Here is a 25,677-nt window from a genome sequence, read left to right on the forward strand (position 1 = left end):
GCCTTGACGAAAGGCCCCTCAGCGCGCCCTGCTGCCGACATGGAGCTGATCTTCCGCCGCCGCGCCGAGCATGTGGGCCTGCCGGAGCCGACGCCGGCCGCCTCGGGCCTGCCGGACTGGCTGCGCGCCATGCCCTCGACCGCGCCGAGCGCCGCGGCTGGCGCCGAGGTTCGCACGCTGAAGCACTGCCCGCCGCTGATCGACGCGATGGGAGCCGGCGTGCTGGCGCCGCTCGCAGCAGATGTCGAGGTCGCCGGCGGCGTGCTGCGCTGGACCTCCGACATCGCCCCGCTAGACGGCGTCTCGCCCAGCCCCATCGGCGTCCACGTCCCGGAGCAGGCGGCGGGCGGACCGCTCGACCCCGGCGACGGCTTCATCGTGAAGTTCATGAACTTCTGGGCGATCGAGGCGCCGCCGGGCTGGTCGGTGCTTGCGACCCACCCCGCCAACCGGCTCGACCTGCCGTTCCGGACCCTGACCGGCCTCGTGGACTGCGACCGTTTCGCGCTGGGGCTGGTCCATTTCCCGGCGCTCTGGATCGACCCCGGCTTCGAGGGCGTGCTGCGACGCGGCACGCCGGTGGCGCAGCTGCTGGCCGTGCCCCGCGCGCAGCCCGCCCTGCGCCTGGCAGTGCTGAGCGACGCCGAGGCGGCCGAGCAGGCCGCGCTGAGGGCCCGCCTCGCCGCGGAGCCCGGCGTCTATCGCCGCATGAAGCGCGGCGGCGACCGACCATGACGCCGAGGCGGGCGGCTCGGCCGTCCGCGCGCCGTCAGCCCACGCGCAGATCCGGCGGCGCGGCCTCGGCCGCCAGCAGGCTGACCGCCTCGCCCAGCGGCATCGCCTTCTGCCCCTGCTCGCCCAGACGGCGCAGGGAGACGGTCCGGCTCTCGACCTCCTGCCGCCCCAGCGCGAGGATGGCCGGAACATGGGCGGCGGAGTGCTCGCGCACCTTGTAGTTGATCTTCTCGTTGCGCAGGTCGGGCTCCACCCGCAGGCCCGCCGCCCGCAGCGCCGAGACCACCTCCGCGGCGTAGCCGTCGGCGTCGGACACGATGGTCGCGACGACGGCCTGCGTCGGCGCCAGCCACAGCGGGAAGCGCCCGGCGCAGTTCTCGATCAGGATGCCGAGGAACCGCTCGAAGGAGCCGAGGATGGCCCGGTGCATCATCACCGGCCGCCGTTTTTCCCCCGAGGCGTCAACATACTCCGCGTCTAGCCTCTCAGGGAGATTGAAGTCGGCCTGAAAAGTGCCGCACTGCCATTCGCGACCGATCGCGTCGGTCAGCTTGAAGTCGAGCTTGGGGCCGTAGAAGGCGCCCTCGCCGGGGTCGACCTCGTAGTCGTTCGTGATCTTCCTGATCGCGCTCTCCAGCGCCGCCTCGGCCTTGTCCCAGATTTCGTCCGAGCCCACGCGCTGCTCGGGCCGGGTCGAGAGCTTGATGTCGAAGCTCGGGAAGCCGAGATCGGCGTAGACCGAGCCGAGCAGCGCGATGAACTTCGCGCATTCGTCCTCGATCTGGTCCTCGGTGCAGAAGATATGCGCGTCGTCCTGCGTGAAGCCGCGCACCCGCATCAGCCCGTGCATCGAGCCGGAGCTCTCGTAGCGGTGGCAGGAGCCGAACTCCGCGAGGCGCAGCGGCAGGTCGCGGTAGCTTTTCAGGTCGCGGTTGTAGATCTGCACGTGGCAGGGGCAGTTCATCGGCTTCAGCGCGTTGACGCGCTTCTCGTTGGCGTGGGCGGCGCCCTCCGCGCTCTCGTCGATCTCCGTGATGAACATGTTCTCACGGTATTTGTCCCAGTGGCCGGAAGCCTCCCACAGCTTGCGGTCGACGACCTGCGGCGTGCGGATCTCCTTGTATCCGGCCGCGGTCAGCCGGCGGCGCATGTAGTCCTCCAGCGCGCGATAGATGGTCCAGCCCTGCGGGTGCCAGAACACCATCCCCGGCGCCTCCTCCTGCAGGTGGAAGAGCTTCATCTCGCGCCCGAGCCGGCGGTGGTCGCGCCTGGCGGCCTCCTCCAGCATGGTGAGATGCGCCTCGAGGTCCTTCCGCGACCGGAAGGCGACGCCGTAGATGCGCTGGAGCTGCCTGTTGCGGCTGTCGCCCCGCCAGTAGGCCCCGGCGACGCGCATCAGCTTGAAGGCGTCTGGCGGCACCTGCCCGGTATGGGCGAGATGCGGGCCGCGGCAGAGATCCTGCCAGGGCCCGTGCCAGTACATGCGGATCGGCTCGTCGCCGGGGATCGCCTCGATCAGCTCGACCTTGAACGGCTCGCCGGCGGCGCGGTAGTGCGCGACGGCGCGCTCACGCGGCCAAACCTCGGTACGCACCGGGTCTCGCGCGGCGATGATCTGGCGCATCCGCGCCTCGATCGCATCGAAATCCGCTTCGGTGAAGGGCTCGGCGCGGTCGAAGTCGTAGTACCAGCCGTGCTCCACCACCGGCCCGATGGTCACCTTCACGTCGGGCCAGAGTTCCTGCACCGCGCGCGCCATGATGTGCGCGCAGTCGTGGCGGATGAGTTCGAGCGCCTCGTCGTCCCTGCCGGTCACGATGGCGAGCGCGGCGTCGCCCTCCAGCTTCTCCGAGAGGTCGGTCAGGCGACCGTCGATCTTCGCGGCGAAGGCGGCCTTGCCGAGCGAGGGCGCGATGTCCGCCGCGACCTCGGCCGCCGTCGTGCCCGCCGCATAGGCGCGCGTGGCGCCGTCGGGCAGGGTGACGGTGATGCGGCGGGCGTCGGCTGCGGCCTCGCTCATGGCTCTGGCTCCTGATGTGCGTGCGGGCGCACACTCCGCAGCCGCCCCCTCGCTGTCAAGCAGAGCACTGGCGGGCGCCGCGCCCCATCGACGCCGCCGCCCGCCCGGCGATACTGCGACGCGGAATCAACGCGCGGAGCCGCCCCAATGCCCGGACCGACCCCCGACCCCGTCGACGGCGCCGCCGACCTGCCCGCGCGCGCGGACGCGGTGATCGTCGGCGGCGGGATCATCGGCGCCTGCGCGGCGCTGGAGCTGGCCGAGCGCGGCCTCTCCGTCGTCCTGTGCGAGAAGGGCGTCGTCGCCGGCGAGCAGTCGAGCCGCAACTGGGGCTGGGTGCGGCTGACCCGGCGCGACCCGCGCGAGATCGACCTCATGAGCCTGTCGATCCGGCTCTGGGGCGAACTCGCCGAGCGCATCGGCGCCGATGTCGGCTATCGGCGCTGCGGCGTGGTCGCGCCGTTCTTTTCGGAAGCGGAGCGGGAGGACGCAGCCGCCTGGCTCGCCCATCTCGACGGCCGCCAGCACCGCGTTCGACTGATCGACGCGGCCGAGACGGCGCGGCTCACGCCCGGCTCGACGCTGAAGCCGCTCGGCGCCCTCCATGCGCCCGAGGACGGGCGCGCCGAGCCGCAGGCGGCGGCGCCGGCCGTCGCGCGCGCGGCGCAGGCGCGCGGCGTGCGCGTCGTTCAGGGCTGCGCCGTGCGGCGCATCGAGACCGCAGGCGGCCGCGTGACCGGCGCGATCACCGAGCGCGGCCGCATCGCCGCGCCGCTGGTGGTGACGGCCGGCGGCGTCTGGACGCGGCTGCTGCTGCGCGACGCGGGCGTGACCCTGCCGCAGCTGCGCATCCTCAACTCGGTGCTGCGCACCGCGCCGCTCGAGCACGGCCCCGAGATCACCGTGCGCGGCCCGGGCTTCTCCGCGCGCAGGCGGGCGGACGGCGGCTATACGGTTTCCGCGCTGTCGGCGAACATCCACGCGATCACGCCGGACAGCTTCCGGTTCCTGCCGAAATACCTGCCCGTGCTGCTCAAGGACTGGCGCAGCGTGACGCCGAGGCTCGACCGCAGTTTCATCGACGGCCTCGCAGAGCTGCGGCGCTGGGGCGCGGACGACGAGACGCCCTTCGAGCGCGTCCGCACGCTCGACCCCGCGCCCGACGCCGCGATGACCGACCGCGCGCTGGCCCGCCTGACCGAGGCGTTCCCGGTGTTCGAGCGGGCGAAGGTCGCCCAGCGCTGGGGCGGCATGATCGACGTCACGCCCGACGCCGTGCCGGTGATCTCCACCGCGGCGGGCGTCGAGGGGCTGATCGTGGCGAGCGGCTTCAGCGGCCACGGCTTCGGCCTCGGCCCGGCGGCGGGGCGGCTGGCGGCGGAGCTGGCGACCTGCGCCGCGCCTTCGGTCGACCCCGCGCCCTATCGCCTGTCGCGCTTCTTCGACGGCTCGAAGATCACGCCGCTCACCGGGATCTGAACCGCAGCGCGACGCGCTCAGCCGCCAAGCAGTTCGCGCGCCGCGCCCAGCGTGCGCGGCCCCGGCGCATGGCCCTGCCCGGAGATGATCTCCAGATGCGGCGCGGCGCCGAGCCGCGCCAACGTCGCCTCGGTCTCGCGCACGCGGGCGAGCGGGATGTGGGGGTCGCGCTCGTGGCAGCTCAGCAGCGCCGGCGTCCCGCCCAGCGATCCGCCATAATCGAACCGCTTCGGGCGCCGACCGTGGAGCTCAGGGTGCGGCCCGCCCTCGCCCTCGCCAGTACCGACCAGCCCGCCGGAGAACGCGATGACGCCGGCGTAGCGCCGCCCCGCCCGCGCGGCGTGCTCCAGCGCGAGGCAGGCGCCCTGGCTGAAGCCCATCAGCGCGATGCGGCGGGCGGGCAGACCTTCGGCCATGAGCGCCGCGACGCGCGCCTCCACCGCCGCCAGCGCGCTCTCGACATGCGGCGCGTTGGCCTCCAGCGGCTCCAGAAAGCTCATCGGCCACCACGACGCGCCCGCCGCCGCCGGCGCGCGCGCGGCGACGCCCTGGGGCGCGAGATGGGCCGCCAGCGCGAGGATGTCCGCCGGAGAGGCGCCGCGCCCGTGCAGGGCGACGAGCCCCAGCCGCGCCTGCGCAGGCGGCGGCCCTGCCGCGGCGACCGGCTGGCCGCCATGGGGGTCGGCCGCGGCGGCGCTCACGGGAACGCCCTGCCGCCGCCGGCGCGGCGCGGTCGGCCCGACCCTTCGGGCGGCGGGATGACGTCTGCCGCGTCGCCTGGCGCGCCGTCGAACCGGCCCCGCGCCCGGTCCGCCTTCGCCGGCGCGACGTCCTCCGGGCGCGAGGCGATGATGCTCCCACAGGACCAGCGCGGCCCCTCCGTCGGCTCGCCGCCGAATGGCGCCGCGCGGGCGGCCGTCACGGCGCGCGCGGCGTGGGGGTCGCCCGGCCCGGGCGGCAGGATCCGGCCGCCCCCGAAGCGGTCGCCGACGATCTCGTCCGAGCCCTCCGGCGCGCAGACGGCGCGCGCCTCGCAGTCGGGCCCAGGCGGGAGACCGGCGCCGGCGCCGGGCGCCGCAGCGACGCGGAGCGCCGCGGAGGCCGTCGCGCGCGGCGAGACGGCGAACGGCGTGATCAGCGCCACGATGGCGGCGCAGGCGGCGCGGTCGCCTTGGGTGGGGTCTGGACGGGGCCTCCAGCGCATCGCGGCGTCTCCTTTCGCGCGGTCGCCGCGATTGGCGGCCGGGCCGGAGCCGCGGTCAAGGGTGGAACGCCCTTCCCGAGACGGTCGGCGCGCGGCAGCCGGTGGTTCCCGGAAAGGTGGAGGGCAGCCCCGCCAGCGTGCGGGCGGCGATGAAGGCCATCGCCTGCGCCTCGATCGCGTCGCCGTCGAGCCCGGCCGTCTCGACCGCCTCCACCGGCGCGTCGAGACGGGCGCGCAGTTCGCGCAGGTAGATCGGGTTGAGCCGACCGCCGCCGCAGACGAACCAGCGCAGCGGGCGCGGCGACAGCCCGCGCGCGGCCCGCGCCGCGGCCTCGGCGGAAATCGCGATCAGCGTCGCCGCGCCGTCCTCTGGCGAGAGGCCCTCGGCCATCCGCCATGTCGCGGCGTTGCGGTCGAGCGCGCGCGGACCGAAGGTGACCGGCCCCCAGGCCGAGACCGCCGCCGCCACGCGCGCCTCGTCCACCCGCCCCGCCGCGCAGACGGCGCCCCCTGCGTCGTGGTCGCGGCCGAAACGGCGGCGCATCCAGTCGTCGAGCGGCGCGTTGGCCGGCCCGACGTCGCAGGCCGCAAGCCCCGCCTCCTCGCCAGTCACCAGCGTCAGATTGGCGACGCCCCCGGCGTTGAGGAAGGCGACGGGCGTCTCCCACCCCTGAGCGAGCGCCGCGTGATAGACCGGCACGATCGGAGCGCCCTGCCCGCCGGCGGCCATGTCCGCCTCCCTCAGCCGGCCGACCACGCGCGCGCCGGCCCGCGCCGCGATCCGGGCGGGGTCGCCGAGCTGGCTGGTGACGCCGGCGGCGGGGTCGTGGAAGATCGTCTGACCGTGAAACCCGATCACGTCGAGGTCGCGCAGCGCCAGCTTCGCCTCGCGCGCAAGCGCCGCCATCGCCGCCAGGTGATCGTCCTCGACGGCGCGCGACAGCCGCGCGAAGGTCTCGGCGTCGGGCCGCCCGCCGGCGTCCACCGCCGCGAGGATCGCCGCCTGCGTCTGCGCGCGATAGGGAAAGGTCGCGGCGGGGCCGAAATCCGACACGCTTCGCCCGTCGGTCTCGACCAGCGCGGCGTCCACGCCGTCGACCGATGTGCCGCTGATGACGCCGAGCGCCAGCGCCACGCTCAGCCGCGCTCCCCGGCGCAGCCGGGGACGTCCACCGTCGCCGCTTCGCCGAGCACCGTCAGCCGCAGATCGTCACGCGAGATCCAGCCGGCCCCGTCCAGGGCCTGCGCCTCGGCGCGCACATGCAGGACGCCGCCCTCGGCCCGCACCGCCGCCGGTGCGAACCAGACGTCGGGCGGGCCCTCGACCACCACGATCGGCGCGCTGCGCCAAGGGGTGTCGAAAGTCAGCGTGGCGGCGAATTCGCGCATCTCGCCGGCGCCCTCCAGAACGCAGGTCGCGCCGGTCATCCCGGCCTCCTCGGGCGTCAGCGGCGCCCGGGCCATGCCGCCGCGCACCCGCGCCACGCCCGCCGCCGGGGCGTCCGGCGCGATGTCGAGCGCCACGACCGCCTGCTCCAGCACGCAGATGTCGGAGCACACGCCGTAGTCCAGCGTCAGCCGCAGGGCGACGGGCGCCGACGGGTCCGCCGCCCGGACGCGCAGCGGCAGCGTCACGGCGTCGGCGTAGCCCAGCGTCGTCATGCCGTAGGTGTCGAAGATCTGCGGCGCCGGCCATTCGACGGAGATCGAGGCGAGGTTGCGGGACGCGCTCCAGTCGAACATCGGCGGCACCCCCGCCTCGCCCGGCGCGCGCCAGTAGGTCTTCCAGCCCGGCGCGAGCTCGAAGCTCAGGCCCGACATCCGCAGGCCCGCGCCCTCCGCCCAGCCGGCCGCCAGCGAGACGCTGGCGCGCTCTCCCGCAGCCGCCGCGCCACCCGCAAGCATCATCGCGACAACACAACCGCGGATCGCGCCCGCCGCCAAACGTCCCGCCATCGCCACTCCCATCGCTCCGCCAGCCCACGGTCAGCTCACCCGTCGAGGCGGCTGCTTAGCGCCGGTCGGGCGCCGGCGCCCACACAAAAACCTGCGAGCGCGCTTGAACGCCCGGCCGGCGCGCCGCATCATCGCCCGCATGGATGAAGAAGACCATGCGCGCCACCTCAGCGGCCGACTGCTCATCGCGATGCCCGGCATGGGCGACCCGCGCTTTGATCGCACGGTCATCTACATGTGTTCGCACAGCGACGAGGGCGCGATGGGGCTTGTGGTGAACCGCCGCGCGCGCGGCGTCAGCTTCCGCGACCTCATGAGCCAGCTCGAGATCGACGTCGGGCCGGAGGCGCAGGAAAGCGAGGTCCGCTATGGCGGGCCGGTAGAGATGGGCCGCGGCTTCGTGCTGCATTCCTCGGACTTCCATGTGGAGGACTCGACGATGCGCGTCGACGACGGCGTGAGCCTCACCGCGACGCTCGACGTGCTGCGCGCCATGGCGGCGGGAGAAGGCCCGCGCCGCGCGCTGATCGCGCTGGGCTATTCGGGATGGGCGCCGAACCAGCTGGAGGCGGAGCTGCGCCGCAACGGCTGGCTGACCTGCGCGGCTGACGAGGAGATCCTTTTCTCCGAAGACGACGAAACCAAATGGGCGCAGGCGCTGGCGAAGCTGGGCGTCTCGCCCTCGACGCTGTCGGCGACCGGCGGAACCGCCTGACCGCCCCGCGCATTCCGCTTGTTCTGGTGACCCCGACAGGATTCGAACCTGTGACCTACAGATTAGGAATCTGCCGCTCTATCCTGCTGAGCTACGGGGCCTCGGCCGCGTTCTTACAGGCCACAGGCCGCGCGGGCAACGCGTTCGGCGGAGGTCTCGCGGCATGAGCGGGCGCATCTTCGGATCAAGCCGCGTCGCCCGGGCGATTCTGCTCGCTGCGGCGCTTGCGGCGCCGCTGGCGGGCTGCGGCGGGCCGGCGCCGCAGACCGCGCCGCTTGCGCCCGGCGCCCAGCCGCAGGTCTCGCCCCGCACGACGCAGGAGCAGCGCCTCGGCGACCAGACCCATCCCAGGATCCTCGCCCAGTACGGCGGGGCCTATGGGGGGCCGATCAGCGACTATGTGCGGACGATCGGCCGGCGGCTGGCCGCCGTGACCCCGCAGGCGAACGCGCCATGGACCTTCACGGTGCTCGACAGCCCCGTGGTCAACGCCTTCGCCCTGCCCGGCGGATACGTCTACGTCACGCGCGGCCTTGTCGCGCTGGCCGACGACGAGGCGCAGCTCGCCGGGGTGGTCGGGCATGAGATCGGCCACGTCACCGCGGCCCACAGCGCGCAGCGGCAGACGCAGGCGGCCGTGGCGCAGGCCGGCGTGCTGGCGGCGGTGCTCGGCGCGGCGATCCTCGGGGCCGACCGCAGCGTGGTGGACCTGCTCGGCCAGGGAGCGGGGGCCGCGGCGCAGGGCGTTGTGGCCAGCTACAGCCGCTCCCAGGAGCTGGAGGCCGACCGGCTGGGCGTCGCCTACATCGCGCAGGCCGGCTACGACCCCGCGGCGCAGGCGGGCTTCCTGCGGGCCATGCAGGCGCAGGACGCGCTCTCCGCCCAGCTCCGCGGCGGCAGCTACGACCCCAACCGCGTGGACTTCTTCGCCAGCCACCCGGCGACGGCCGAGCGCGTGCGCGCCGCCGAGGGCGCGGCGGCGCTCGCCGGCGGCGGCGCCGGCGGCGCGCGCGCGCGCAACCGCGACGCCTTCCTCGCGGCCATCGAGGGCATGGTCTATGGCGACAGCGCGGCGCAGGGTTTCGTGCGCGGCCAGAGCTTCATCCACCCCGAGCTGCGGTTCCGATTCGACGCGCCCTCGGGCTTCGCCATCACCAACGCCGCGCAGCAGATCGTGATGCAGGGACGCGGCGGCCGGATCGTGTTCGACGGCGGCCGCGACCCCGGCGGCGACCTGCGGGCCTATATCGCCGAGGCCTGGGCAGCCGCGCTGGCGCAGCAGACGCGCACCGGCCAGCTCCAGTTCCGCCCGACGAGCCGCATCGGCGGCATGGAGGCCGCGGCGGCCTTGATGCCGGTGCAGACGCAAGGCGGCGTCGCGCTCGCCCACATGACCGTGATCCGCAGCGGCGCCGGTCGGCTCTACCGCTTCTTCAGCGTCGTGCCGCCGAACAACCCGGCGGCGCTCGCCGCCGTAGAGCGCGGCGCGGCAAGCTTCCGCCAGCTCAGCGCCGCCGAGGCGCGCGCGGCCAGGCCGTGGCGCATCGACGTCGTCACCGCCCGCCCCGGCGACACCCCGGCGAGCCTCGCGCGGCGGATGCCCTTCGACCGCGCAGGCGAGGCGCGGCTGCGCGTGCTGAACGGCCTCGCCCCCGGCGAGCCGCTGCGCGCCGGGCAAAAGGTCAAGCTGGTCGTGGAGTAGCGCGCCGGCCGCCCGTCAGGGCGCGTCGGCCGCCGCGGGCTCCCGCCACCAGACGTCCGGCGCCCAGCCGATGAAGTCGCCGTAGAGCGGCAGGCGCCCGGGCCAGCGCAGGCCGGCGTCCACGGCGATGCGGCTCACCGGGTCGAACCAGAACGGGATGACGTAGACGCCCCAGCTCAGCGCGCGGTCGAGCGCATGGGCCGCCGCGCGGAAATCGTCCTCGCCCTCCGCCGCCAGCAGCGCGTCGATGGCCGCCTCGACCGCCGGACTGTCCACCCCGGCGTAGTTGCGGGTTCCCGGCGTCTTCACGCCGTCCCGCCCCCAGTAGAGCCGTTGCTCCGCGCCCGGCGAGAGCGACAGGCCCCAGCGGTTCACGACCATGTCGAAATCATAGTCGTTGCGCCGCGCCTGATACTGCGCCGCGTCCACCGTGCGCGCGGTCGCCGAGACGCCGAGCGTCGCCAGCGCGTCGATGAAGGGGCCGACGATCCGCTCCTCCTCGCTGGCGCCGAGCAGGATGCCGAAGGCGAAGGCCCGGCCCGCCGCGTCGCGCAGCGCGCCGTCGCGCACTGTCCAGCCGGCCTCCTCCAGCAGGCGCGAGGCGGCGCGCAGGTTGCGCCGGTTGCGCGCGTCGTCGGCGGCGGCGGGCGGCGGCGCCCAGGCGTCCTCCAGCGCGCCCTCCGGCAGTTCGGCGGCGAAAGGCGCGAGGATCTCGCGCTCGCGCCCCTCGGCCGCGCCCTCGTGGCGCAGCGGCGAGTTGTCGAAATAGGCCGTGATGCGCCGGTAGGCCCCGCCATGGAGCGTCGCGTTGATCCACTCGAAGTTGAACGCCAGCGTCAGCGCCCGGCGCACGCGGATGTCGTCGAACGGCGCGCGGCGGGTGTTGAAGACGAGCCCGTACATGCCGCTCGGGCGACCGTGGGGGATCTCGGCCTTCCGCGCCGCCCCGCGCGTCATCCGCTCGAAGCCATAGCCCTCCGCCCAGCGCTGCGGGTCGCCCTCGCGGAAGATGTCGATGGCGCCGGCGCGGAACGCCTCGAAATGCGCCTGCCCGTCGCGGAACCACTCCACGCGGATCTGGTCGAGATTGCCCGTCCCGCGCCGCGCCGGCAGGTTCCGCGCCCAGTAGCCGGGGTCGCGCCGCAGGGTCAGGCTGCGGCCCGGCTCGGCGTCGGCGACGACATAGCGGCCCGACGCGACCAGCGGCGTGAGCGACGGCGCGGCGATGTCGAGGCCCTCGGTCCGCTTCAGCACCGGCAGCAGGCCGAGGATGAGCGCCGCCTCGCGGTCGGGCGCCGAGAAGGTCACGCGCAGCGCCCCCGGCCCGTCCTCGCGCGCCTCGGATATCTTGGACCACAGGTTCCTGAAGCCGGGCGGGCCGCCCTCCCCGAGCGTGCGCAGCGTCCAGAGCACGTCGTCCACCGTGACCGGAGCGCCGTCCGAGAAGCGCGCCGCGGGGTTCAGCGTGAACCGCGCCCAGGACCGGTCGGGCGCCGTCTCCACGCGCTCGGCGATCAGCGGATAGAGCGTGAAGGGCTCGTCCCAGCTCCGCGCCATCAGCGAATCAATCGTGTGCGCCCGCACTTCCGGGGGGGTGCGGCCGCGCACGGAGAACGGGTTGAGACTGTCGAAGCCGCCCGTCGCCCCGAAGGTCGCGGTTCCGCCAGCGGGCGCATCAGCCCGCGCATAGGGCAGCGCGGCGGCCCCGCGGTCAAGATCGGGCGCCCCGTGCATCGCCAGCCCATAGGTCTGGTCGCCGCCCTCCGCCGTGGCCGCGCCAGCCCCCGCAATTGCGAAGATCAGCCCTGCGCCCAGCGCAAGCGCGGGCAGATAAAGCTTGCATTGCAATCTGATATCCCGCATCCTTCAGCCACTGCTCGATAGGTTTCTTGCCTGTATGAAACCTGCCTCAATCGACTTCGCGCCCCCGCAAGGGGGCGTTTTTTTTTGCGAAGGCCGACGCGCAGAACTTCATCCGCCGTCTCAACTTCGCCGCGCAAGCATCAGTGGGCCGTGACCCAGAGGATCTGCGCGTCCTCCGCAGACAGCGAGACGAGGCAATGGCCCATGTTGGCGTCGTAATAGGCGCTGTCGCCCTCCGACAGGTCCAGCGGCGCGTAAAACTCGCTGAAGAAGCGCACGTCGCCCGAGAGCACCAGCAGAAACTCCTCGCCGTCGTGGCGGACCCAGCCTGAGAAGTCCTCGAAGGAGCGGGCGCGGATGACTGTGCGGTAGGGCAGCATCTTCTTCGCCGCGACGTCGCCGCAGAGGATCTCGTGCTCGTAGGTCGCGGTCGGGTGCGCCGCGCCGCGCCCCGCGCGGGTTATGGCGCGGCGACCGGGGATGCGGTTCTGCGAGGCCGACGTGAAGAGCTGCGGCACGGCGATGCCGAGCCCGCGCGCCAGCTTCTGCACGGCGTCGAAGGTCGGCGACATCTGTTCGTTCTCGATCTTGGAGAGCGTGGAGCGCGCCAGCCCCGCCCTGCGCGCGGCCTGCTCAAGCGTCCAGTTCCGGGCGCGGCGGATCTCGCGGACGCGGGCGCCGAGTCTCAGCGGCGCGAGTTCCGGCGAATCGGGCGCTGCCCGCGCAACGCGCAGCAGGCGCAGCCGCTCAGGCGCACCCGCCTCCACCGTCGCCTCGCCGTCGTCCATGCGCCGCTCCTTGCCCGAACCCACCTGATACGCGATGACGCCCCCGAATGCGAGGCGGCGCACGGCCCGCCGCCCATGGGGAGCCCGCGCGCGCCATGACCCTTCGCGAGACGCAGAAGCTGGCGCAGAGCCTTTGGGACGTCGGCCCTCCGCCGCCCTGCCCCGAACGCTTCAACCTCGCCGCGCACGCCCTGTGGGCGGGCCAGCCGGACGCCGCCGCGGCCCTGATCGTTGCGGGCGCCGACGGCGCGGCGCGCGAGACCTGGAGCTACGCCCGACTGCGCGAAGCCGTCGCGCGCGCCGCGGGCGGCCTGCGCGCCGCCGGGCTCGCGCCCGGCGACCGGGTGATGCTGCGGCTCGGCTCGACGTCGGATTTTCCGGTGCTCTACCTCGCCGCCATCGCCGCCGGCGGCGTCGCCGCGCCGGTCAGCGCGATGCTGACGCCCCGCGAGGCCGGGGTGCTGGCGCGCGATCTCGACGCGCGCCTCATCTGCCTCGGCGAGGGCCTTGCGGTCGACGCGCCCGAGGGCGCGACGGTGCTCGCGGGCGACGTGCTGGCGCGGCTGCGGCGCGGCCCGGAAGTCGGGCCCGCCGACGCCGCCGCCGACGACCTCGCCTACATCGTCTACACCTCCGGCTCATCGGGTCGGCCCAAGGGGGTCGCGCACGCCCATCGCGCGGCCTGGGCGCGGCGGATGATGTGGCGGGACTGGTACGGGCTGACGGCCGACGACGTCATGCTCCACGCCGGCGCCTTCAACTGGACCTTCACGCTCGGGACCGGCCTGCTCGACCCCTGGGGGGCGGGGGCGACGGCGGTGGTCTACGACGGGCCGCGCGATCCCGGCGTCTGGGCGCGCATCGCAAGGGCCCAGGGCGCCACGCTGTTCGCCGCCGCGCCGGGGGTCGTCCGCCAGCTGCTGAAATATGGCGCCGACGTCGGCGCCGCCTTCGCAACCCTGCGCCACGGCCTCGTCGCCGGCGAAAAGACCCCCGACGCGCTGGCCGAGGCCTGGCGGGCGGCGACCGGCAAGCCGCTCTTCGAGGCGCTCGGCATGAGCGAACTGTCCACCTACGCCTCGGCCGGACCCGGCGCCCCGCCCCGCCCCGGGCGCATCGGCCCGCCCCAGCGCGGCCGGCGCGTCGCCGTGCTGCGGCCCGGAACCGAGACGCCGGCGCCGGTCGGCGAACCGGGAGAACTCGCCGTGGCGCGGGACGACCCCGGCCTGATGCTCGGCTACTGGCGCGACCCCGAGGCCACGGCCGCGGCGATGCGCGGCGCGTGGTTCGTCACCGGAGACCGCGCCGCGATGGATGCGGACGGCTGGCTCGCGCATCTCGGCCGCGCTGACGACCTGATGAACGCCGGCGGCTTCCGCGTCGCGCCGCAGGAGGTCGAGGCCGCGATCTCCGCCTGCCCCGGCGTCGCGGAGGTCGCCGCGGCGGAGGTGACGGTCGCCGGGGGCGTGACGCTGATCGGCGCCTGCGTCGTGCCGACGGACGCGGCGGCGGGCCTCGACGCGGCGCGGCTGGAGGCCTGGTGCGCCGAGCGGCTGGCGCAGTACAAGCGGCCGCGCCTCTATGCGCTGGTCGACGCCCTGCCCCGCACCGCCGCCGGCAAGGTGCTGCGGCGCGCCGTGGCCGAGCGCCTCGCGGGTAACGGCGGCGCGAGCGGCTGAAACCGGGCGCTGGCGGCGGCCGCTCGTCGCGCCTATCTTGCAGACATGGTATCACTCGACATCTTCTCGGACCCGATCTGCCCGTGGTGCCTGATCGGCCGCACGAGGCTGATGCGCGCTATCGCCGAGCGCCCCGGCCACGGGCTTAGTCTCGCGTGGCGCCCTTACATGCTCAACCCCGACATGCCGCGGGAGGGCGTCGACCGACAGGCGTATCTCGAGGCCAAGTTCGGCGGGCCGGAAGGGGCCCGGCGCGTCTATGGCGCCATCGCCGATGCGGCCGCCGCGGACGGGCTCGCCATCGACTTCGAGGCCATTACCCGCACGCCCAGCACGCTGGACGCGCACCGCCTCGTCGGCTGGGCCCGCGACGAGGGGCGCGACGATGCGCTGACCGCGCGCCTGTTCGCCGCGTATTTTCAGGAGGGCCGCGACATCGGCGACCGGAACACGCTTTCGGCGCTCGCCGGCGAGTGCGGCATGGACGCAGACCGCGCCTCAGCCCGCCTCGCCACCGGCGAGGACGTGGAGGCGACGCTGCGCGACGCGGACGCCGCGCGGCGCCATGGCGTCAGCGGCGTCCCGGCGTTCCTCATCGGCGGCCGGCGCTGGATAGCCGGCGCGCAGCCCACCGCCTTCTGGATCGCCGCGATCGACGCGCTGAGCCAGAGACGCGCGGCGGCTGGATAGACCGCAGGGAGAGAACCGATGGAGATGGACTCCGTTCTGAACAGCTTCGCGCGGCTCTGCGACTCGCCGTTGTCGATCGTGATCGTCGCGGCGATGGGGCTGCACGCCGCCGTCTCCATCCTGTTGTTTGTGAACTGCCCCATCCTGCGCCAGAGGCCGCTCGACAACGCCGCCGCCGACCGCGCGGCAGTCCATAGCCCGCACGCCCATTCGACGCGCTTTCTCGTCACGATGCTCCTCGGCATCGCCCTTTCGGTCGGCGGCCTCTACGCGCTGCGCTCGCCTGGCGCAGGGCCGGTCGCGATCGGAGCGATCATGGTGGGCGTCTATGTGCTCATGTCGGAGCCCGCGCGGCGCACGGTCGAGGAGAATGCGCTCCGCGTCTCCGGCGCGCGGCTCGACGGCGAGGAGGCCTACGCCTTCGCCCATGAGCGGCTGCGCGCCGCGCATGTCGAGCGGATCGCGACCGAGCTGGGCGTCTTCGCGCTGCTCGCCGTCTTCATCGCCGTGATGTGACGCCGGCCGCCGCCAGTCCTCAATAGGCCGCCTGCCGCCGGCGGATAGCGGCAGGGCCGCGGCTCGCAGCGATGGCTTCGCCCAGCGTCGCCACGCCGCGCGCCTCGAGCATGTCCACAAGTCTCAGGAACACCTCCGCCGTGGCCAGACTGTCGCCGAGCGCGGTGTGGCGGCTTGCGGCGGGAAGGTCCACGGCGAAGCGCTCCGCCAGCGCGTCGAGCGTCAGGCTGTCGTCCTGCCCGTTCAGGTGCGCCGCCAGCAGCACCGTGTCGAGAACGGCGTGATCGAAGCGCGGGCCGCCCTCCGGCGCCTCCTGAGCGAGAAAGCGCATGTCGAAGGCGGCGTTGTGCGCCACGAGCACGGCGCCCGCGCAGAAGGCGTGGAACCGGCGCAGCACCTCGGCGGCGGGCGGGGCCTCGGCGACCATCCGGTTGTCCACGCCGTGGATGCGCGTCGCCGCGACCGGGATGCGGCGGCCCGGGTTCACCAGCTCGTCGAAGCGCTCGCCCTTGAGGACGCGGCCGTTGACGATCCGCACGCCGGCGATCTGCACGATGCGGTCGCCGCGCGCGGGCTCCAGCCCTGTCGTCTCGGTGTCGAAGACGACGTAGCTGAGCGCGCGCAGCGGCGCTTCGGGGTGCGCGTCTGCGGCCAGCGGCCGGTCCAGCAGGTCGAAGTCGTAGAACTCCGGCCGCGCCGGCGCACGCGCTGGCGTCGCGAGATGGGCGTTGGAGGGGCCGGACAGCGCGAGCTCCAGCGCGTGCGCCTCCGCGTCCGGCCCGTCGACGGTCTCCAACCGAGACAGGTGCGCCGCCAGCAGCTCCGCCGGCGTGGCGCCGCCGATCGCCGCGTCGAGGGGCTCGCGCAGCCACCCGTCGAGCAGCGCCTGCGGCGCCGCCGGGCCGCGCCAGCCCAGGCGCAGCGTCACCCGGGCCTCCGCGATCCCGCCCGGCCCGACGAGCCCGATGCGCCGCGGCGTCGCCGACAGGCTGAAAGCGCGCACGCCCAGCGCGTCGGCGAGCCGGTTGAGCAGCGTGTCGAGCATCTCCACCACGCCGACGCTGTCGCAGCGCAGCCAGCAGGGCTCGCCGACGATCTCGGCGGAGAAATTCTGCGCACCCGTGCGGCGCCGTATGATCGACGTCCACAGGGTCGTCGAATAGACGTCGGCCTTCGGCCAGTCAGCCGCGCTCAGCGCCGCCGCCTCGGCCGCGACCCGCGCAAGCGCCTCGCGGGCCCGTCCTGGCTCGGCGAGAGCGGCCTCCACCTCCCCCAGACCCTGCAGCAGCGCGCGGTCGCGCCTGAGCCGCGCCTCATGGGCGCCGGTCGCGTCCTCGAAGGTCACGATGTAGCCGGAAGCGGAAGCCTGATCGGGGTCGGGCATCAGGGTGAGCCGGCCCTGGAGCGTCATGCGACCGTCCGCCGTCGCGACGACGAAGGGCGTCGAGAGGCCGTCGGGCCGGTCGCGCCAGCGCCCTTCCTCGAACCGGCGCCGCACGCTCTCTAGCGCATGCTCGATCGGCTGGGCGGCCAGAACCTCAAGCAGCGAGCGGCCGAGACCGACCACGCCGCAGCGCTCCAGCAGGGCGGCGGCGCGGGCGTTGTAGAGCAGGACGCGGTGTTCGAGCGTGCAGAGCGTCACCGCGTGGTTGAGATCCCGCAGCACGGTCTCGAGCTGCCGGCGGCGGCGCGCGGCCTCCTCGGTGGCCGCCTCGACCGCCGCGGCCGTCCGCGCCCGCGCTTCCGCGAGCGCCCCGGCCGCGGCGGCGGCGCCGTCCCCGAGCGGGCCGAGATAGGCGGCCGACCGCGCGTCGACGCCGGGCGCCCCGCCATGGGCCGCCGCGAGCGCCGCGCGGCCGATGCGCTCGACCGGGCGGGCGACGTGCTCATCGAACATCAGCCAGACCCAGACCACTAGCCCGAGCGTGGCTGCGGCGGCCCCGCCGCCCCAGAGCGCCAGCGCGTGGCGCGTCTCCGCAGGCGCGTCCCACCCCGCCGCGACCAGCGCGCCGATCCCGAGCGCAAGCCCTCCGGCGCCGATCAGCGCGAAGAACAGGAAGACACGCAGGCGCAGACTGAAGCGCGCGGCGATGCGCTGCATCATGGACGTCGCCTCCCGAAGCGTCAGGCCGGGCGTTGACCGCCCTTGTGGCGTCAGAGTATCCGCCCCCGCCCCGGACCCGCCAGCGCAAAACGCCGCGCGACCCCTGCGCCGTTCGGTTCGCAGGCGAACGAAAAACGCGCCCCCGGCGGCCGGCCCTCAGGCGCGGACGCCCCTCAGACCCCGGCCCCTCAGACCCCGGAGCAGGCCGCGCGCAGCAGCGCGTCCTGAAGGCCCACCTCGGTCCATGCCGTCTCGGGCGGCAGGCCCTCGCCGCCCGTCGCGTCCGCCGCGTCGGCCCGCCTGCCGCGCGCGCAGTCGAAGATCTGCAGCGTCGTGAAGGTCGGCTGCCAGCGCGCGACGAGATAGACCTCGGCGCGCACCACGCGCGGCGCGACTTCGCTGCGCTGCCGGCCGCCGACGTTAACCGCCTGGAAGCGCGTGGTGATCGGCGCGACGAGGCTCCACGGCTGCAGGGCGTTGGAGCTCTCGAACGTCCGGGCCACCGTTACGTCCGCCGGCAGCCCGTCGGCCACGCGACCGAACCACGAGTAGTCGTTCCAGAGCGTGAACGCGAGCATCGCCGCGCCGGCGGAGGCGGGGATGATCCAGCGCGCGCTGATCCCGGTGACGCGCCTGAAGATGAAAGCCACGCAGGCGGCGAGAACGGCGACGGCGACGGCGCCGAGCAGGGTGATCGCCATGGGCTCAGGCGCCTGTGCTCAGGGCGTTGGCCGCGGCGGCCTGCATCGTCTTGATCACCTGGAAAGCGTCCTTGAGATGGTTGCGCTCGAGATCGGAGAGTTCCCCCGGCGCCATGAAGTTGTCGGGCTTCTCCCCGGCGCGGATCAGGCGCGCCTGGTGGCGCAGCCGCGCGTCGGCGATCAGGTCGTAGGCGTCGATCAGGTCGCGGGCGCCGGCCTGACTGATCACGCCCCCGGCCTGCGCCGCCAGAAGCCGCTCGCGCGTGTTCACCGCCGCCAACCCCGCGCCCAGCGCGTAAAGCCGCGCCAGGTCGACGACCGGCACGACGCCGGCGTGCTTCATGTCGATGCGGTCCTTGTGCTCGCCGCTGCGGATCAGCGACAGCCCGCGGAACAGGCCCAGCGGCGGCTGGTGCTTGAGCGAGTTGCGCACCATGTGCGCCCGGAAGATCGAGTTCCTGCGCGCCGCCGCCAGCGTCTCGTCCTGCAGCCGCGAAAGCAGCTCCTCGCGACCGGCGATGGCGCGCAGGTCGAACATCACCGAGGCGAGCATCTGCGCCTCGTCGTCGGGCTTGCCGATCCACTTGCGGAAATAGCCGCGCCATACGGCCTCGGGCTGGCGCCAGCGCGGGTTGGTCGCCATCATGTCGCCGGGGCAGTAGACGTAGCCGGCGGCGTCGAGCCCGTCGCTGACGAAGTGCGCCAGCTTCTCGAAATAGGCCCCGTGCTCGGCCGCGTCATAGGCGTCGTCGAGGATGAGGCAGTTGTCCTGGTCGGAGACGCCGGTCTGCTCGCGCCGGCCCTGGCTGCCGCAGGCCGCCCAGCACCAGCCGACCGGCGCGGGGCCCAGATCGGCCTCCGCCAGCGCCAGCAGCCGGCGGGTCAGCGCGTCGGAAACCGTCGTCATGATGCGCCCAACATCGTAGGCGGAGGCGCCGCCGCCCACCATCTGCGCCAGCACGCCGGGGGCCCGCGCGACGATGGCCGCGAAGTCCTCGAAGCGCGACCGCCTGGCGATGTCGCCCACGAGAAACACCGCCGAACTCGCCTGCCGCTGCACGAGGTTGGTCGAGGTCAGCACGCCGACGAGCCGCCCGCCCTCGACCACGGGCAGGTGCGAGATGCGCCGCTCCGTCATCAGCACCAGCGCGTCGAAGGCCAGCGCGCCGGGCGCCACGATCATCGGGTCTGGCGTCATCGCGGCGCGCACCGGCGTCTCGCCGCCGAGGCCCTCGGCAAGCACCCGGTCGGCGAGGTCGCCGGTGGTGAGGATGCCGACGAGCCGCCCGTCCTCGGTGACGGGAAGGCAGGAGATGTCGTGCTCGCGGATCAGCGCCGCCGCCGCGCGCACGGTCGCGTCCGGGGCGACGGCGATGGGATCAGGCGTCATGAGCGCGCCGATCTTCTCGGAGAGCAGCGGGTCCGCCGTGCGGCCCGGCTCCGCCGCGCGGGCGCGGTCGAAGAAGGCGGCGAAGCCCGGCTCGGCGTCGCAGAGCGCGCGGAAGGCGGAGGCGGGAATGGCGTAGAGCGCGCAGGGCTCGGCGGCCTCCGCGGTCGAGGCGGCGACGCCGGAGCGCAGCAGGCTGCGCGCGCCGAAGAACTCGCCGGGGCCGATCGCCGTCGGGAGCGCGCCCCCCGGCGCGATCAGGCGCACGACGCCGCTGCGGATGGCGTAGACGCGCGCCACGGGCTCGCCAGCGGCGTGGATCAGCGCGCCGGCCTCGAAGTCGACGCGGGAGAGGTCGGCGGTCAGCGCCGCGCGCTCGGGCTCGCCCAGCGCCGCGAAGGGCGCGCGGGCTCCGAACATGTCGAGAAACTCCGCCGCCGTCGCGCTGCGGGTCTCCGGCCGGTCGGGTTCAGCGGGCATGGTCGGCTCCGACAAGGCTGCGTCCGCGAGCGGGAGAATCCCAATAAAAAGGCGGGCCCCGCAAGGGGCCCGCCGGTCGCAGGGGCGCGCCGGCGGCGCGCGTCGCTCAGGCGGTCAGTGGCCGGTGGCCTGACCCGCGCCGCGGGGAATGCGGATGCTCTCGACGAGATCCTGGATTTCCTGCGGCGGCTCCTCGGTCGCATTCGACACGAAATAGGCCACGGCGAAGTTGAGCAGCGCGCCGATCGAGCCGATGGACAGCGGCGAGATGCCGAAGATCCAGTTCGCCGCGTTGTCCGGCAGCTGGTTGGTGCCCGGGATGAACAGCCAGCCCTTGTAGACGAAGATGTAGACGAGCGTGAAGATGAGGCCCGCCAGCATGCCGGCGATGGCGCCCTTGTCGTTGATGCGCTTCATGAAGATGCCCATCATCAGCGCCGGGAAGATCGACGCCGCCGCGAGGCCGAAGGCCAGCGCCACGGTCTGCGCCGCGAAGCCCGGCGGGTTCAGGCCGAGATAGGTCGCCACCGCGATGGCGCCGGCCATCGATATCCGCGCGGCCAGCAGCTCGCCGGCCTCGGAGATGTCCGGGTTGAGCGTGCCCTTGATGAGGTCGTGGCTGATCGCCGAGGAGATGGCGAGCAGCAGGCCGGCGGCGGTCGAGAGCGCGGCGGCGAGGCCGCCGGCGGCGACGATCGCGATCACCCAGCCCGGCAGACGCGCGATCTCGGGGTTGGCGAGCACGAGGATGTCGCGGTTGATCGACAGTTCGTCGCCGGCCCAGCCGCGCTCGGCGGCGGTGGCGGCGAAGGCCTCGTTGCCGGCGTTGTAGCTCTGGATGCGGCCGTCGCCGTTCTTGTCCTCGAACTTCAGAAGGCCGGTCTGCTCCCAGTTCTTCATCCAGTCGGGACGCTCCTCGTAGAGCAGCGATTCCGCCTGCGGGCCGTTCGGATAGATCGTGTCGATGATGTTGAGGCGCGCCATGGCGCCCACCGCCGGCGCGACGGTGTAGAGCAGCGCGATGAAGACCAGCGCCCAGCCGGCCGACCAGCGCGCGTCAGACACCCGGGGCACGGTGAAGAACCGCACGATGACGTGGGGCAGACCCGCGGTGCCGATCATCAGCGACAGCGTGAACAGGACGAGGTTCAGCGTGTTGGTGTGGTGTCCGGTGTAGGAGTTGAAGCCGAGATCGGTCAGCACCTGGTCGAGCTTGGTCAGCAGCGGCAGGCCGGAGGCCTCATGCGTGCCGAAAAGCCCCATCTGCGGCAGCACGTTGCCGGTGAGCTGGAGCGAGATGAAGATCGCGGGGATGGTGTAGGCGACGATCAGCACGACGTACTGGGCGACCTGCGTGTAGGTGATGCCCTTCATGCCGCCGAGCACCGCATAGGCGAACACGATCACGGCGCCGATGTAGAGGCCGGTGTCGTTGGAGACCTCGAGAAAGCGCGCGAAGGTCACGCCGACGCCGGTCATCTGGCCGATGACGTAGGTGACGGAGGCCACGATGAGGCAGATGACGGCCACCAGCCGCGCCGTCGGGCTGTAGAACCGGTCGCCGATGAACTCGGGCACCGTGAACTTGCCGAACTTTCGCAGGTAGGGCGCGAGCAGCATCGCAAGCAGCACGTAGCCGCCGGTCCAGCCCATCAAAAAGGAGGAGTTGTCATAGCCCGTGAAGGCGATCAGGCCGGCCATCGAGATGAAGGAGGCCGCCGACATCCAGTCCGCCGCCGTCGCCATGCCGTTCGTGACGGGGTGCACGCCCTGGCCGGCCGCGTAGAACTCGGCCGTGGTGCCAGCCCGCGCCCAGATGGCGATGCCGATGTAGAGCGCGAACGTCGCGCCCACGACGATCAGGTTGAGTGTAAATTGATCCATTTTTCTGTCTCCGCTTTCCCGCCGCCGATTACTCTTCGTCCACGCCGTGGGCGCGGTCGATCGCGTTCATCCGGAACGCGTAGAAAAAGATCAGCGCCAGAAAGACGAGGATCGATCCCTGCTGGGCGAACCAGAAGCCCAGATCGGTGCCGCCGATGCTGATCCCGGAAAGCAGCGGGCGGAGAACGATGCCGAAGCCGAACGACACCACCGCCCAGATGATCAGACAGACCGTCACGAGACGGATGTTGGCCTTCCAATAGGCCACGCCGTCAGTCTTGATAGCCATGCACTCCCCCTAAGTCCTTGTTGTGAACGCAACGCCCGCCAGCCTGCCGACGCCTCGTCCGGTTTGCCCTGTCGGCGCTCGCGCCGCGCCCGTTTCGCAGTTGCGACGCCGCCGCCGCACACGCTTCCCCCCGAGACCCGCGCAGGGCCGTGAGATCATGTGCATACGACTTGGGCTTGGCACGCGCAATATTGTTGCAAGCGCGAAATGGCCGCGCCCCCGCCGCTGCGTGCCGAGACGCGCCGCCGAACCTCAGCCGGGTGGGTTCATGCGCCGCCACGCCGTCGTCGCCACGGCCACGGTGACGAGGATGCGGACCAGATGGCAGAACGTCACGAAGATCGGGTCGGCGCCGAGCGACAGCGCGATCAGACCCATCTCCACGACGCCGCCCGGGGCGAGCGCGATCAGCATGATCGCGAACGGCGCCGCGCCCGCCATCGCCAGCGGCGCGGCGATGACCGCGGCGACCGCCATCATCGCGCCGACCGAGACGAGCGACAGCGCGAAGCACCGCCCGAGCGCGGCCGGCCGCATTCCCGTGAACCGCTGCCCCAGACTCACCCCCACGACGAGCTGCGAGACGCTCACCAGCCAGTCGGGCGGCGCCGCATGGGTCCAGCCCAGCGCGTGGACGAGGCCGCTGACGACGATCGGCCCGAGGATCTGGCCGGCGGGCAGCCTGATCGCGCGGGCCCCGAAAAAGCCCACGACGCCGGCGCTGGTCAGAAGAAGAAAATCGTTCAGCGTCAAGGCGCCGGCCGCCGCGAAACGGGCGCCGCCGGCGCTGCCGACGGCATGCCCCTCGGTGAACATGAACGCGAGCGGGATCAGCGTGACGGTGACGGCGATGCGCGCGAACTGCAGGGCGCTCAGGTCGCGCGCATCCGCCCCGGCCTTCGACCCCAGCTCGATAGACTCGATCAGCCCGCCCGGCATCCCAGCAAAGAAGGCCGTCTCGCGCGAGAGGCCGCCGACGCGGCGGAAGACCTGATAGTTCACCCAGTGCGCGAGGCAGACGAAGACCGCCACGCCTAGCGCGGCATGCCACCAGCCGAGCGCCGCCGCGGCGAGCTCCGCCGTCACCGCGCCGCCGATCAGCACGCCGATCACCGGAATGAACACCAGCCGCGCCGTCTGGGGGAACGCGATGGGGCCGCCGAAGGCGCGGACGTTGGCCGCGGCCGCGGCGCCGGTGGCGAACAGCCCTCCGAGCAGCCATGGCAGCGGCGCCCCGAGATTGAGCGCGACGACGCCGCCGATCGCGCCGAGGCAGAGGGCGAAGCACCACTGCGCGACGCGCTGTCGCAGGGGATGTTGCGGATTGGACGACATCGGGCCGGCGTTGTTGCTGGGAGCGGGGCGCACCCTCTTGCGCCGCTGCGCCGCTGCGCGCAAGGGACGGTGGCCAGCGCCCCCGCGCCGATGCGCGACCGTTCCCCTGCGCAGCCGAACGCCCGCTGCGCGCGCCGCCCGAGGTGAGACATGTTCGAGACCCTGCACCCCTCCAAGCCCGACCAGATCATGGCGCTCAACGCCGCCTTCCGCGCCGACCCGCGCGAGGCGAAGCTCGACCTCGGGGTGGGCGTCTACAAGGACGAGGCCGGCCGCACGCCGATCCTGCGCGCGGTCAAGGCCGCCGAGCGCCGCCTCGTCGAGACCCAGGCCACCAAGGCCTATCTCAGCCCCGCCGGCGACCCCGCCTTCTGCGCCGCTATGGTGGCGCTCGCCTTCGGCGCGGACGCGCCGAACGACCGCATCGCCGCGGTCCAGACCGTCGGCGGCACCGGCGCCGTGCGCATCCTGTGCGACCTCGTCGCCCGCGCCGAGCGCGGCGCCACGGTGTGGCTGCCCGACCCCACCTGGCCGAACCATCCCGCCATCGCGAAGCAGGCGGGGCTCGGCTTCCGCACCTACACCTACTTCGACCCCGCCACCGTCGGCGTCGCGTGGGAGGCGATGCGCGCCGCGCTCAGCGAGGCCGGCCCGGGCGACGTGGTGCTGCTGCACGGCTGCTGCCACAACCCCACCGGCGCCGACCTCACGCCCGAGCAGTGGCGCGAGATCGCCGCGCTCGCCGTGGACCGCGGCTTCACGCCGTTCCTCGACCTGGCCTATCAGGGCTTCGGCGACGGGCTGGAGCCCGACGCGACGGGCCTGCGCATCCTCGCCGCCGCCGTGCCGGAGATGCTCGTCGCGCTGTCGTGCTCGAAGAATTTCGCCCTCTATCGCGACCGCGTGGGCTGCGCGGCGGTGCTGGCGGCGGCGCCGGCGGCGGCGGACCTCGCCGGGGACAACCTGCGCGCGCTGGCCCGCGTGACCTATTCGATGCCGGCCGACCACGGCGCGGCGGTCGTCTCCACGATTCTGGGAGACGCGGCGCTGCGCGAGGACTGGACCGCCGAGCTCGACGCGATGCGCGCGCGCATCCTGACGCTGCGGACAGACCTCGCGGCCGCCCTGCGCGAGCGGCTCAACGACGACGGCTTCGACTTCATCTCGCGCCATCGCGGCATGTTCTCGCTCACGGGCCTCTCGGCGGAGATCGTCGAGCGGATGCGCGCCGAACACGGCGTGTACCTCGTCGGGGACGGGCGCATGAACGTCGCCGGGCTCAACGCCGCGGGGGTGAGGCGGTTCGCCGACGCGCTGGCGGCGGTCAGGGGCTGAGGTCGTCTTGGCGGAGGGCGCCGCGCCCGGAGGCGGCGGGCGGAGCGACGCGGAGGCGGGCCCCGACCCGCTGACGACGCTGCTGGCCGAGCTGGGGCCGGCGCTGGCGGCGCAGATGCAGCGCGCCGGCCTCGCCGCGCTGGCCGCCCCGCCGGGGGAGCAGCCGCAGGACGCGCTATGGCGCATCGCTTCCGCGCAAGGGACGGCGTGGAGCGCGGCGTTGCGCGCCGCCTCCGCCCGCGCGGCGCGGAGCGCGCCCGGCGCCGCGGCGCTCGCGCGCTTCCTCGACCCCGCGCAGTGGCTGCTCGGCGGCGACGGCGCGCCCGAGCCCGCGCTGGACCGCCTGGTGGCGCCCGCGACCGACCCCGAGCTGGCGCGCGGTCCGGAGGCCGCCGCCCTGCGCGCGGCGCTGGCGCGCCACCGCGCGCTCGTGGGCGCGGCCTATCTCGACATGATGGCGGCGGTGGCGCGCAGGCTGGCGGAGACGGACCGTCCCGATTTCGGGCAGGCGCAGGCGCTCTGGATCGAGGCCGCCGGGCGCACGCTCGACCGGCTCCACGCCTCCGAGGGCTTTCTCGCCTCGCAGGCGCGCGTGGCCGCCGCCGCGGTCGCGCTGCGGCGCGCCGAGCGCGCGGCCGAGGACGCGCGCCGCCGCGAGCGCGGCGAGCCGACGCGCGCCGACGTCGACGCGCTGGCCGAGACGGTCGCGACCCTGCGCCGCGAACTGCGCGCGCTGCGGCGCGACATGGCGCGCGGCGACGGCGCCGGGCCGGAGAGCGGCCGCGCCCCCGACGCGCCCGGCCGCGGCTGACGCC

At 73.8% G+C, this 25,677-nt stretch carries 22 protein-coding genes and 1 tRNA gene; 9 read left to right on the forward strand and 14 right to left on the reverse strand.

Annotated features, from left to right (window positions below; all coding sequences use genetic code 11):
- Nucleotides 1-39 precede the first annotated feature (39 nt).
- On the forward strand, nucleotides 40-735 hold the full coding sequence (locus BLW43_RS02525; protein ID WP_093248030.1) for a dCTP deaminase/dUTPase family protein: 696 nt from the start codon (nucleotides 40-42) through the stop codon (nucleotides 733-735).
- A gap of 34 nt (nucleotides 736-769) precedes the next feature.
- Here BLW43_RS02525 and thrS read toward each other — a convergent pair whose 3' ends face one another.
- Nucleotides 770-2,755 carry a threonine--tRNA ligase gene (thrS, locus tag BLW43_RS02530; RefSeq protein WP_093248032.1) on the reverse strand — a complete coding sequence of 662 codons (1,986 nt, stop codon included), beginning with the start codon at nucleotides 2,753-2,755 and terminating at the stop codon, nucleotides 770-772.
- Between the two features lie 147 nt (nucleotides 2,756-2,902).
- Here thrS and BLW43_RS02535 point away from each other — a divergent pair, with 147 nt between their 5' ends.
- Nucleotides 2,903-4,234, forward strand: coding sequence for an NAD(P)/FAD-dependent oxidoreductase (locus BLW43_RS02535; RefSeq protein ID WP_093248034.1), 1,332 nt, complete (start codon nucleotides 2,903-2,905; stop codon nucleotides 4,232-4,234).
- A gap of 17 nt (nucleotides 4,235-4,251) precedes the next feature.
- Here the strand turns inward: BLW43_RS02535 and BLW43_RS02540 are convergent, their stop codons facing one another.
- The 4 genes from BLW43_RS02540 to BLW43_RS02550 are packed head-to-tail and all read right to left on the reverse strand — an operon-like array spanning nucleotide 4,252 to nucleotide 7,394.
- Nucleotides 4,252-4,935, reverse strand: a complete 684-nt coding sequence (locus BLW43_RS02540) for an alpha/beta hydrolase (protein WP_175478720.1) — start codon at nucleotides 4,933-4,935, stop codon at nucleotides 4,252-4,254.
- Nucleotides 4,932-5,438 (reverse strand): hypothetical protein, encoded by a 507-nt coding sequence (locus BLW43_RS23335; protein WP_175478721.1) that lies wholly within the window; start codon nucleotides 5,436-5,438, stop codon nucleotides 4,932-4,934. The genes BLW43_RS02540 and BLW43_RS23335 overlap by 4 nt, the downstream gene beginning before the upstream one ends.
- Nucleotides 5,439-5,493: 55 nt before the next feature.
- Complete coding sequence (locus BLW43_RS02545; RefSeq protein ID WP_245730886.1) at nucleotides 5,494-6,573, reverse strand: anhydro-N-acetylmuramic acid kinase; 1,080 nt, start codon at nucleotides 6,571-6,573, stop codon at nucleotides 5,494-5,496.
- A gap of 2 nt (nucleotides 6,574-6,575) precedes the next feature.
- A complete protein-coding gene (locus tag BLW43_RS02550) occupies nucleotides 6,576-7,394 on the reverse strand; it encodes a protein-disulfide reductase DsbD domain-containing protein (RefSeq protein WP_175478722.1) in 819 nt (272 codons plus the stop codon).
- 139 nt (nucleotides 7,395-7,533) lie between these two features.
- On the opposite strand from BLW43_RS02550, the gene BLW43_RS02555 reads away from it, so the two are divergent.
- Entirely contained in the window at nucleotides 7,534-8,109 is a 576-nt protein-coding gene (locus tag BLW43_RS02555; protein ID WP_093248196.1) for a YqgE/AlgH family protein, read from the forward strand.
- Nucleotides 8,110-8,133: 24 nt separating this feature from the next.
- Here the strand turns inward: BLW43_RS02555 and BLW43_RS02560 are convergent.
- Nucleotides 8,134-8,210: transfer RNA gene (locus BLW43_RS02560), tRNA-Arg, on the reverse strand.
- Between the two features lie 62 nt (nucleotides 8,211-8,272).
- Between BLW43_RS02560 and BLW43_RS02565 the strand changes: the two genes are divergently transcribed.
- Nucleotides 8,273-9,811, forward strand: a complete 1,539-nt coding sequence (locus BLW43_RS02565) for a M48 family metalloprotease (RefSeq protein WP_093248042.1) — start codon at nucleotides 8,273-8,275, stop codon at nucleotides 9,809-9,811.
- A 15-nt stretch (nucleotides 9,812-9,826) separates the two neighbouring features.
- Here BLW43_RS02565 and BLW43_RS02570 read toward each other — a convergent pair whose 3' ends face one another.
- A complete protein-coding gene (locus tag BLW43_RS02570; RefSeq protein ID WP_245730887.1) occupies nucleotides 9,827-11,659 on the reverse strand; it encodes an extracellular solute-binding protein in 1,833 nt (610 codons plus the stop codon).
- Nucleotides 11,660-11,814: 155 nt separating this feature from the next.
- Nucleotides 11,815-12,462: a helix-turn-helix domain-containing protein gene (locus tag BLW43_RS02575; RefSeq protein ID WP_093248046.1), complete on the reverse strand. Its 648-nt coding sequence runs from the start codon at nucleotides 12,460-12,462 to the stop codon at nucleotides 11,815-11,817.
- A 95-nt stretch (nucleotides 12,463-12,557) separates the two neighbouring features.
- Between BLW43_RS02575 and BLW43_RS02580 the strand changes: the two genes are divergently transcribed.
- Genes BLW43_RS02580 through BLW43_RS02590 form a run of 3 tightly spaced genes read left to right on the forward strand, consistent with a single transcriptional unit; the run spans nucleotide 12,558 to nucleotide 15,347 of the window.
- A complete protein-coding gene (locus tag BLW43_RS02580) occupies nucleotides 12,558-14,141 on the forward strand; it encodes a class I adenylate-forming enzyme family protein (RefSeq protein WP_093248048.1) in 1,584 nt (527 codons plus the stop codon).
- Between the two features lie 45 nt (nucleotides 14,142-14,186).
- Entirely contained in the window at nucleotides 14,187-14,831 is a 645-nt protein-coding gene (locus tag BLW43_RS02585; protein ID WP_093248050.1) for a DsbA family oxidoreductase, read from the forward strand.
- 18 nt (nucleotides 14,832-14,849) lie between these two features.
- Complete coding sequence (locus BLW43_RS02590; RefSeq protein WP_093248052.1) at nucleotides 14,850-15,347, forward strand: hypothetical protein; 498 nt, start codon at nucleotides 14,850-14,852, stop codon at nucleotides 15,345-15,347.
- A gap of 19 nt (nucleotides 15,348-15,366) precedes the next feature.
- On the opposite strand, the gene BLW43_RS02595 is transcribed toward BLW43_RS02590, so the two are convergent.
- From BLW43_RS02595 to BLW43_RS02620, 6 genes are all read right to left on the reverse strand, one after another.
- Nucleotides 15,367-17,451 (reverse strand): 3'-5' exonuclease, encoded by a 2,085-nt coding sequence (locus BLW43_RS02595; RefSeq protein WP_093248054.1) that lies wholly within the window; start codon nucleotides 17,449-17,451, stop codon nucleotides 15,367-15,369.
- Nucleotides 17,452-17,639: 188 nt separating this feature from the next.
- Nucleotides 17,640-18,152 carry a hypothetical protein gene (locus BLW43_RS02600; RefSeq protein WP_093248056.1) on the reverse strand — a complete coding sequence of 171 codons (513 nt, stop codon included), beginning with the start codon at nucleotides 18,150-18,152 and terminating at the stop codon, nucleotides 17,640-17,642.
- Between the two features lie 4 nt (nucleotides 18,153-18,156).
- Nucleotides 18,157-19,959, reverse strand: a complete 1,803-nt coding sequence (locus BLW43_RS02605; RefSeq protein WP_093248197.1) for a DUF294 nucleotidyltransferase-like domain-containing protein — start codon at nucleotides 19,957-19,959, stop codon at nucleotides 18,157-18,159.
- 174 nt (nucleotides 19,960-20,133) lie between these two features.
- On the reverse strand, nucleotides 20,134-21,903 hold the full coding sequence (locus tag BLW43_RS02610) for a sodium:solute symporter family protein (protein ID WP_093248058.1): 1,770 nt from the start codon (nucleotides 21,901-21,903) through the stop codon (nucleotides 20,134-20,136).
- A 28-nt stretch (nucleotides 21,904-21,931) separates the two neighbouring features.
- Nucleotides 21,932-22,192, reverse strand: a complete 261-nt coding sequence (locus tag BLW43_RS02615) for a DUF4212 domain-containing protein (protein ID WP_093248060.1) — start codon at nucleotides 22,190-22,192, stop codon at nucleotides 21,932-21,934.
- A gap of 252 nt (nucleotides 22,193-22,444) precedes the next feature.
- Nucleotides 22,445-23,560, reverse strand: coding sequence for an AbrB family transcriptional regulator (locus BLW43_RS02620; RefSeq protein WP_093248062.1), 1,116 nt, complete (start codon nucleotides 23,558-23,560; stop codon nucleotides 22,445-22,447).
- 117 nt (nucleotides 23,561-23,677) lie between these two features.
- Here BLW43_RS02620 and BLW43_RS02625 point away from each other — a divergent pair, with 117 nt between their 5' ends.
- Entirely contained in the window at nucleotides 23,678-24,862 is a 1,185-nt protein-coding gene (locus BLW43_RS02625) for an amino acid aminotransferase (protein WP_093248064.1), read from the forward strand.
- Between the two features lie 7 nt (nucleotides 24,863-24,869).
- Nucleotides 24,870-25,673: a poly(R)-hydroxyalkanoic acid synthase subunit PhaE gene (locus BLW43_RS02630; RefSeq protein ID WP_093248066.1), complete on the forward strand. Its 804-nt coding sequence runs from the start codon at nucleotides 24,870-24,872 to the stop codon at nucleotides 25,671-25,673.
- Nucleotides 25,674-25,677 lie beyond the last annotated feature (4 nt).

The organism is Rubrimonas cliftonensis, from assembly GCF_900107585.1.
In the GTDB taxonomy this organism is placed as follows: Bacteria; Pseudomonadota; Alphaproteobacteria; order Rhodobacterales; family Rhodobacteraceae; genus Rubrimonas; species Rubrimonas cliftonensis.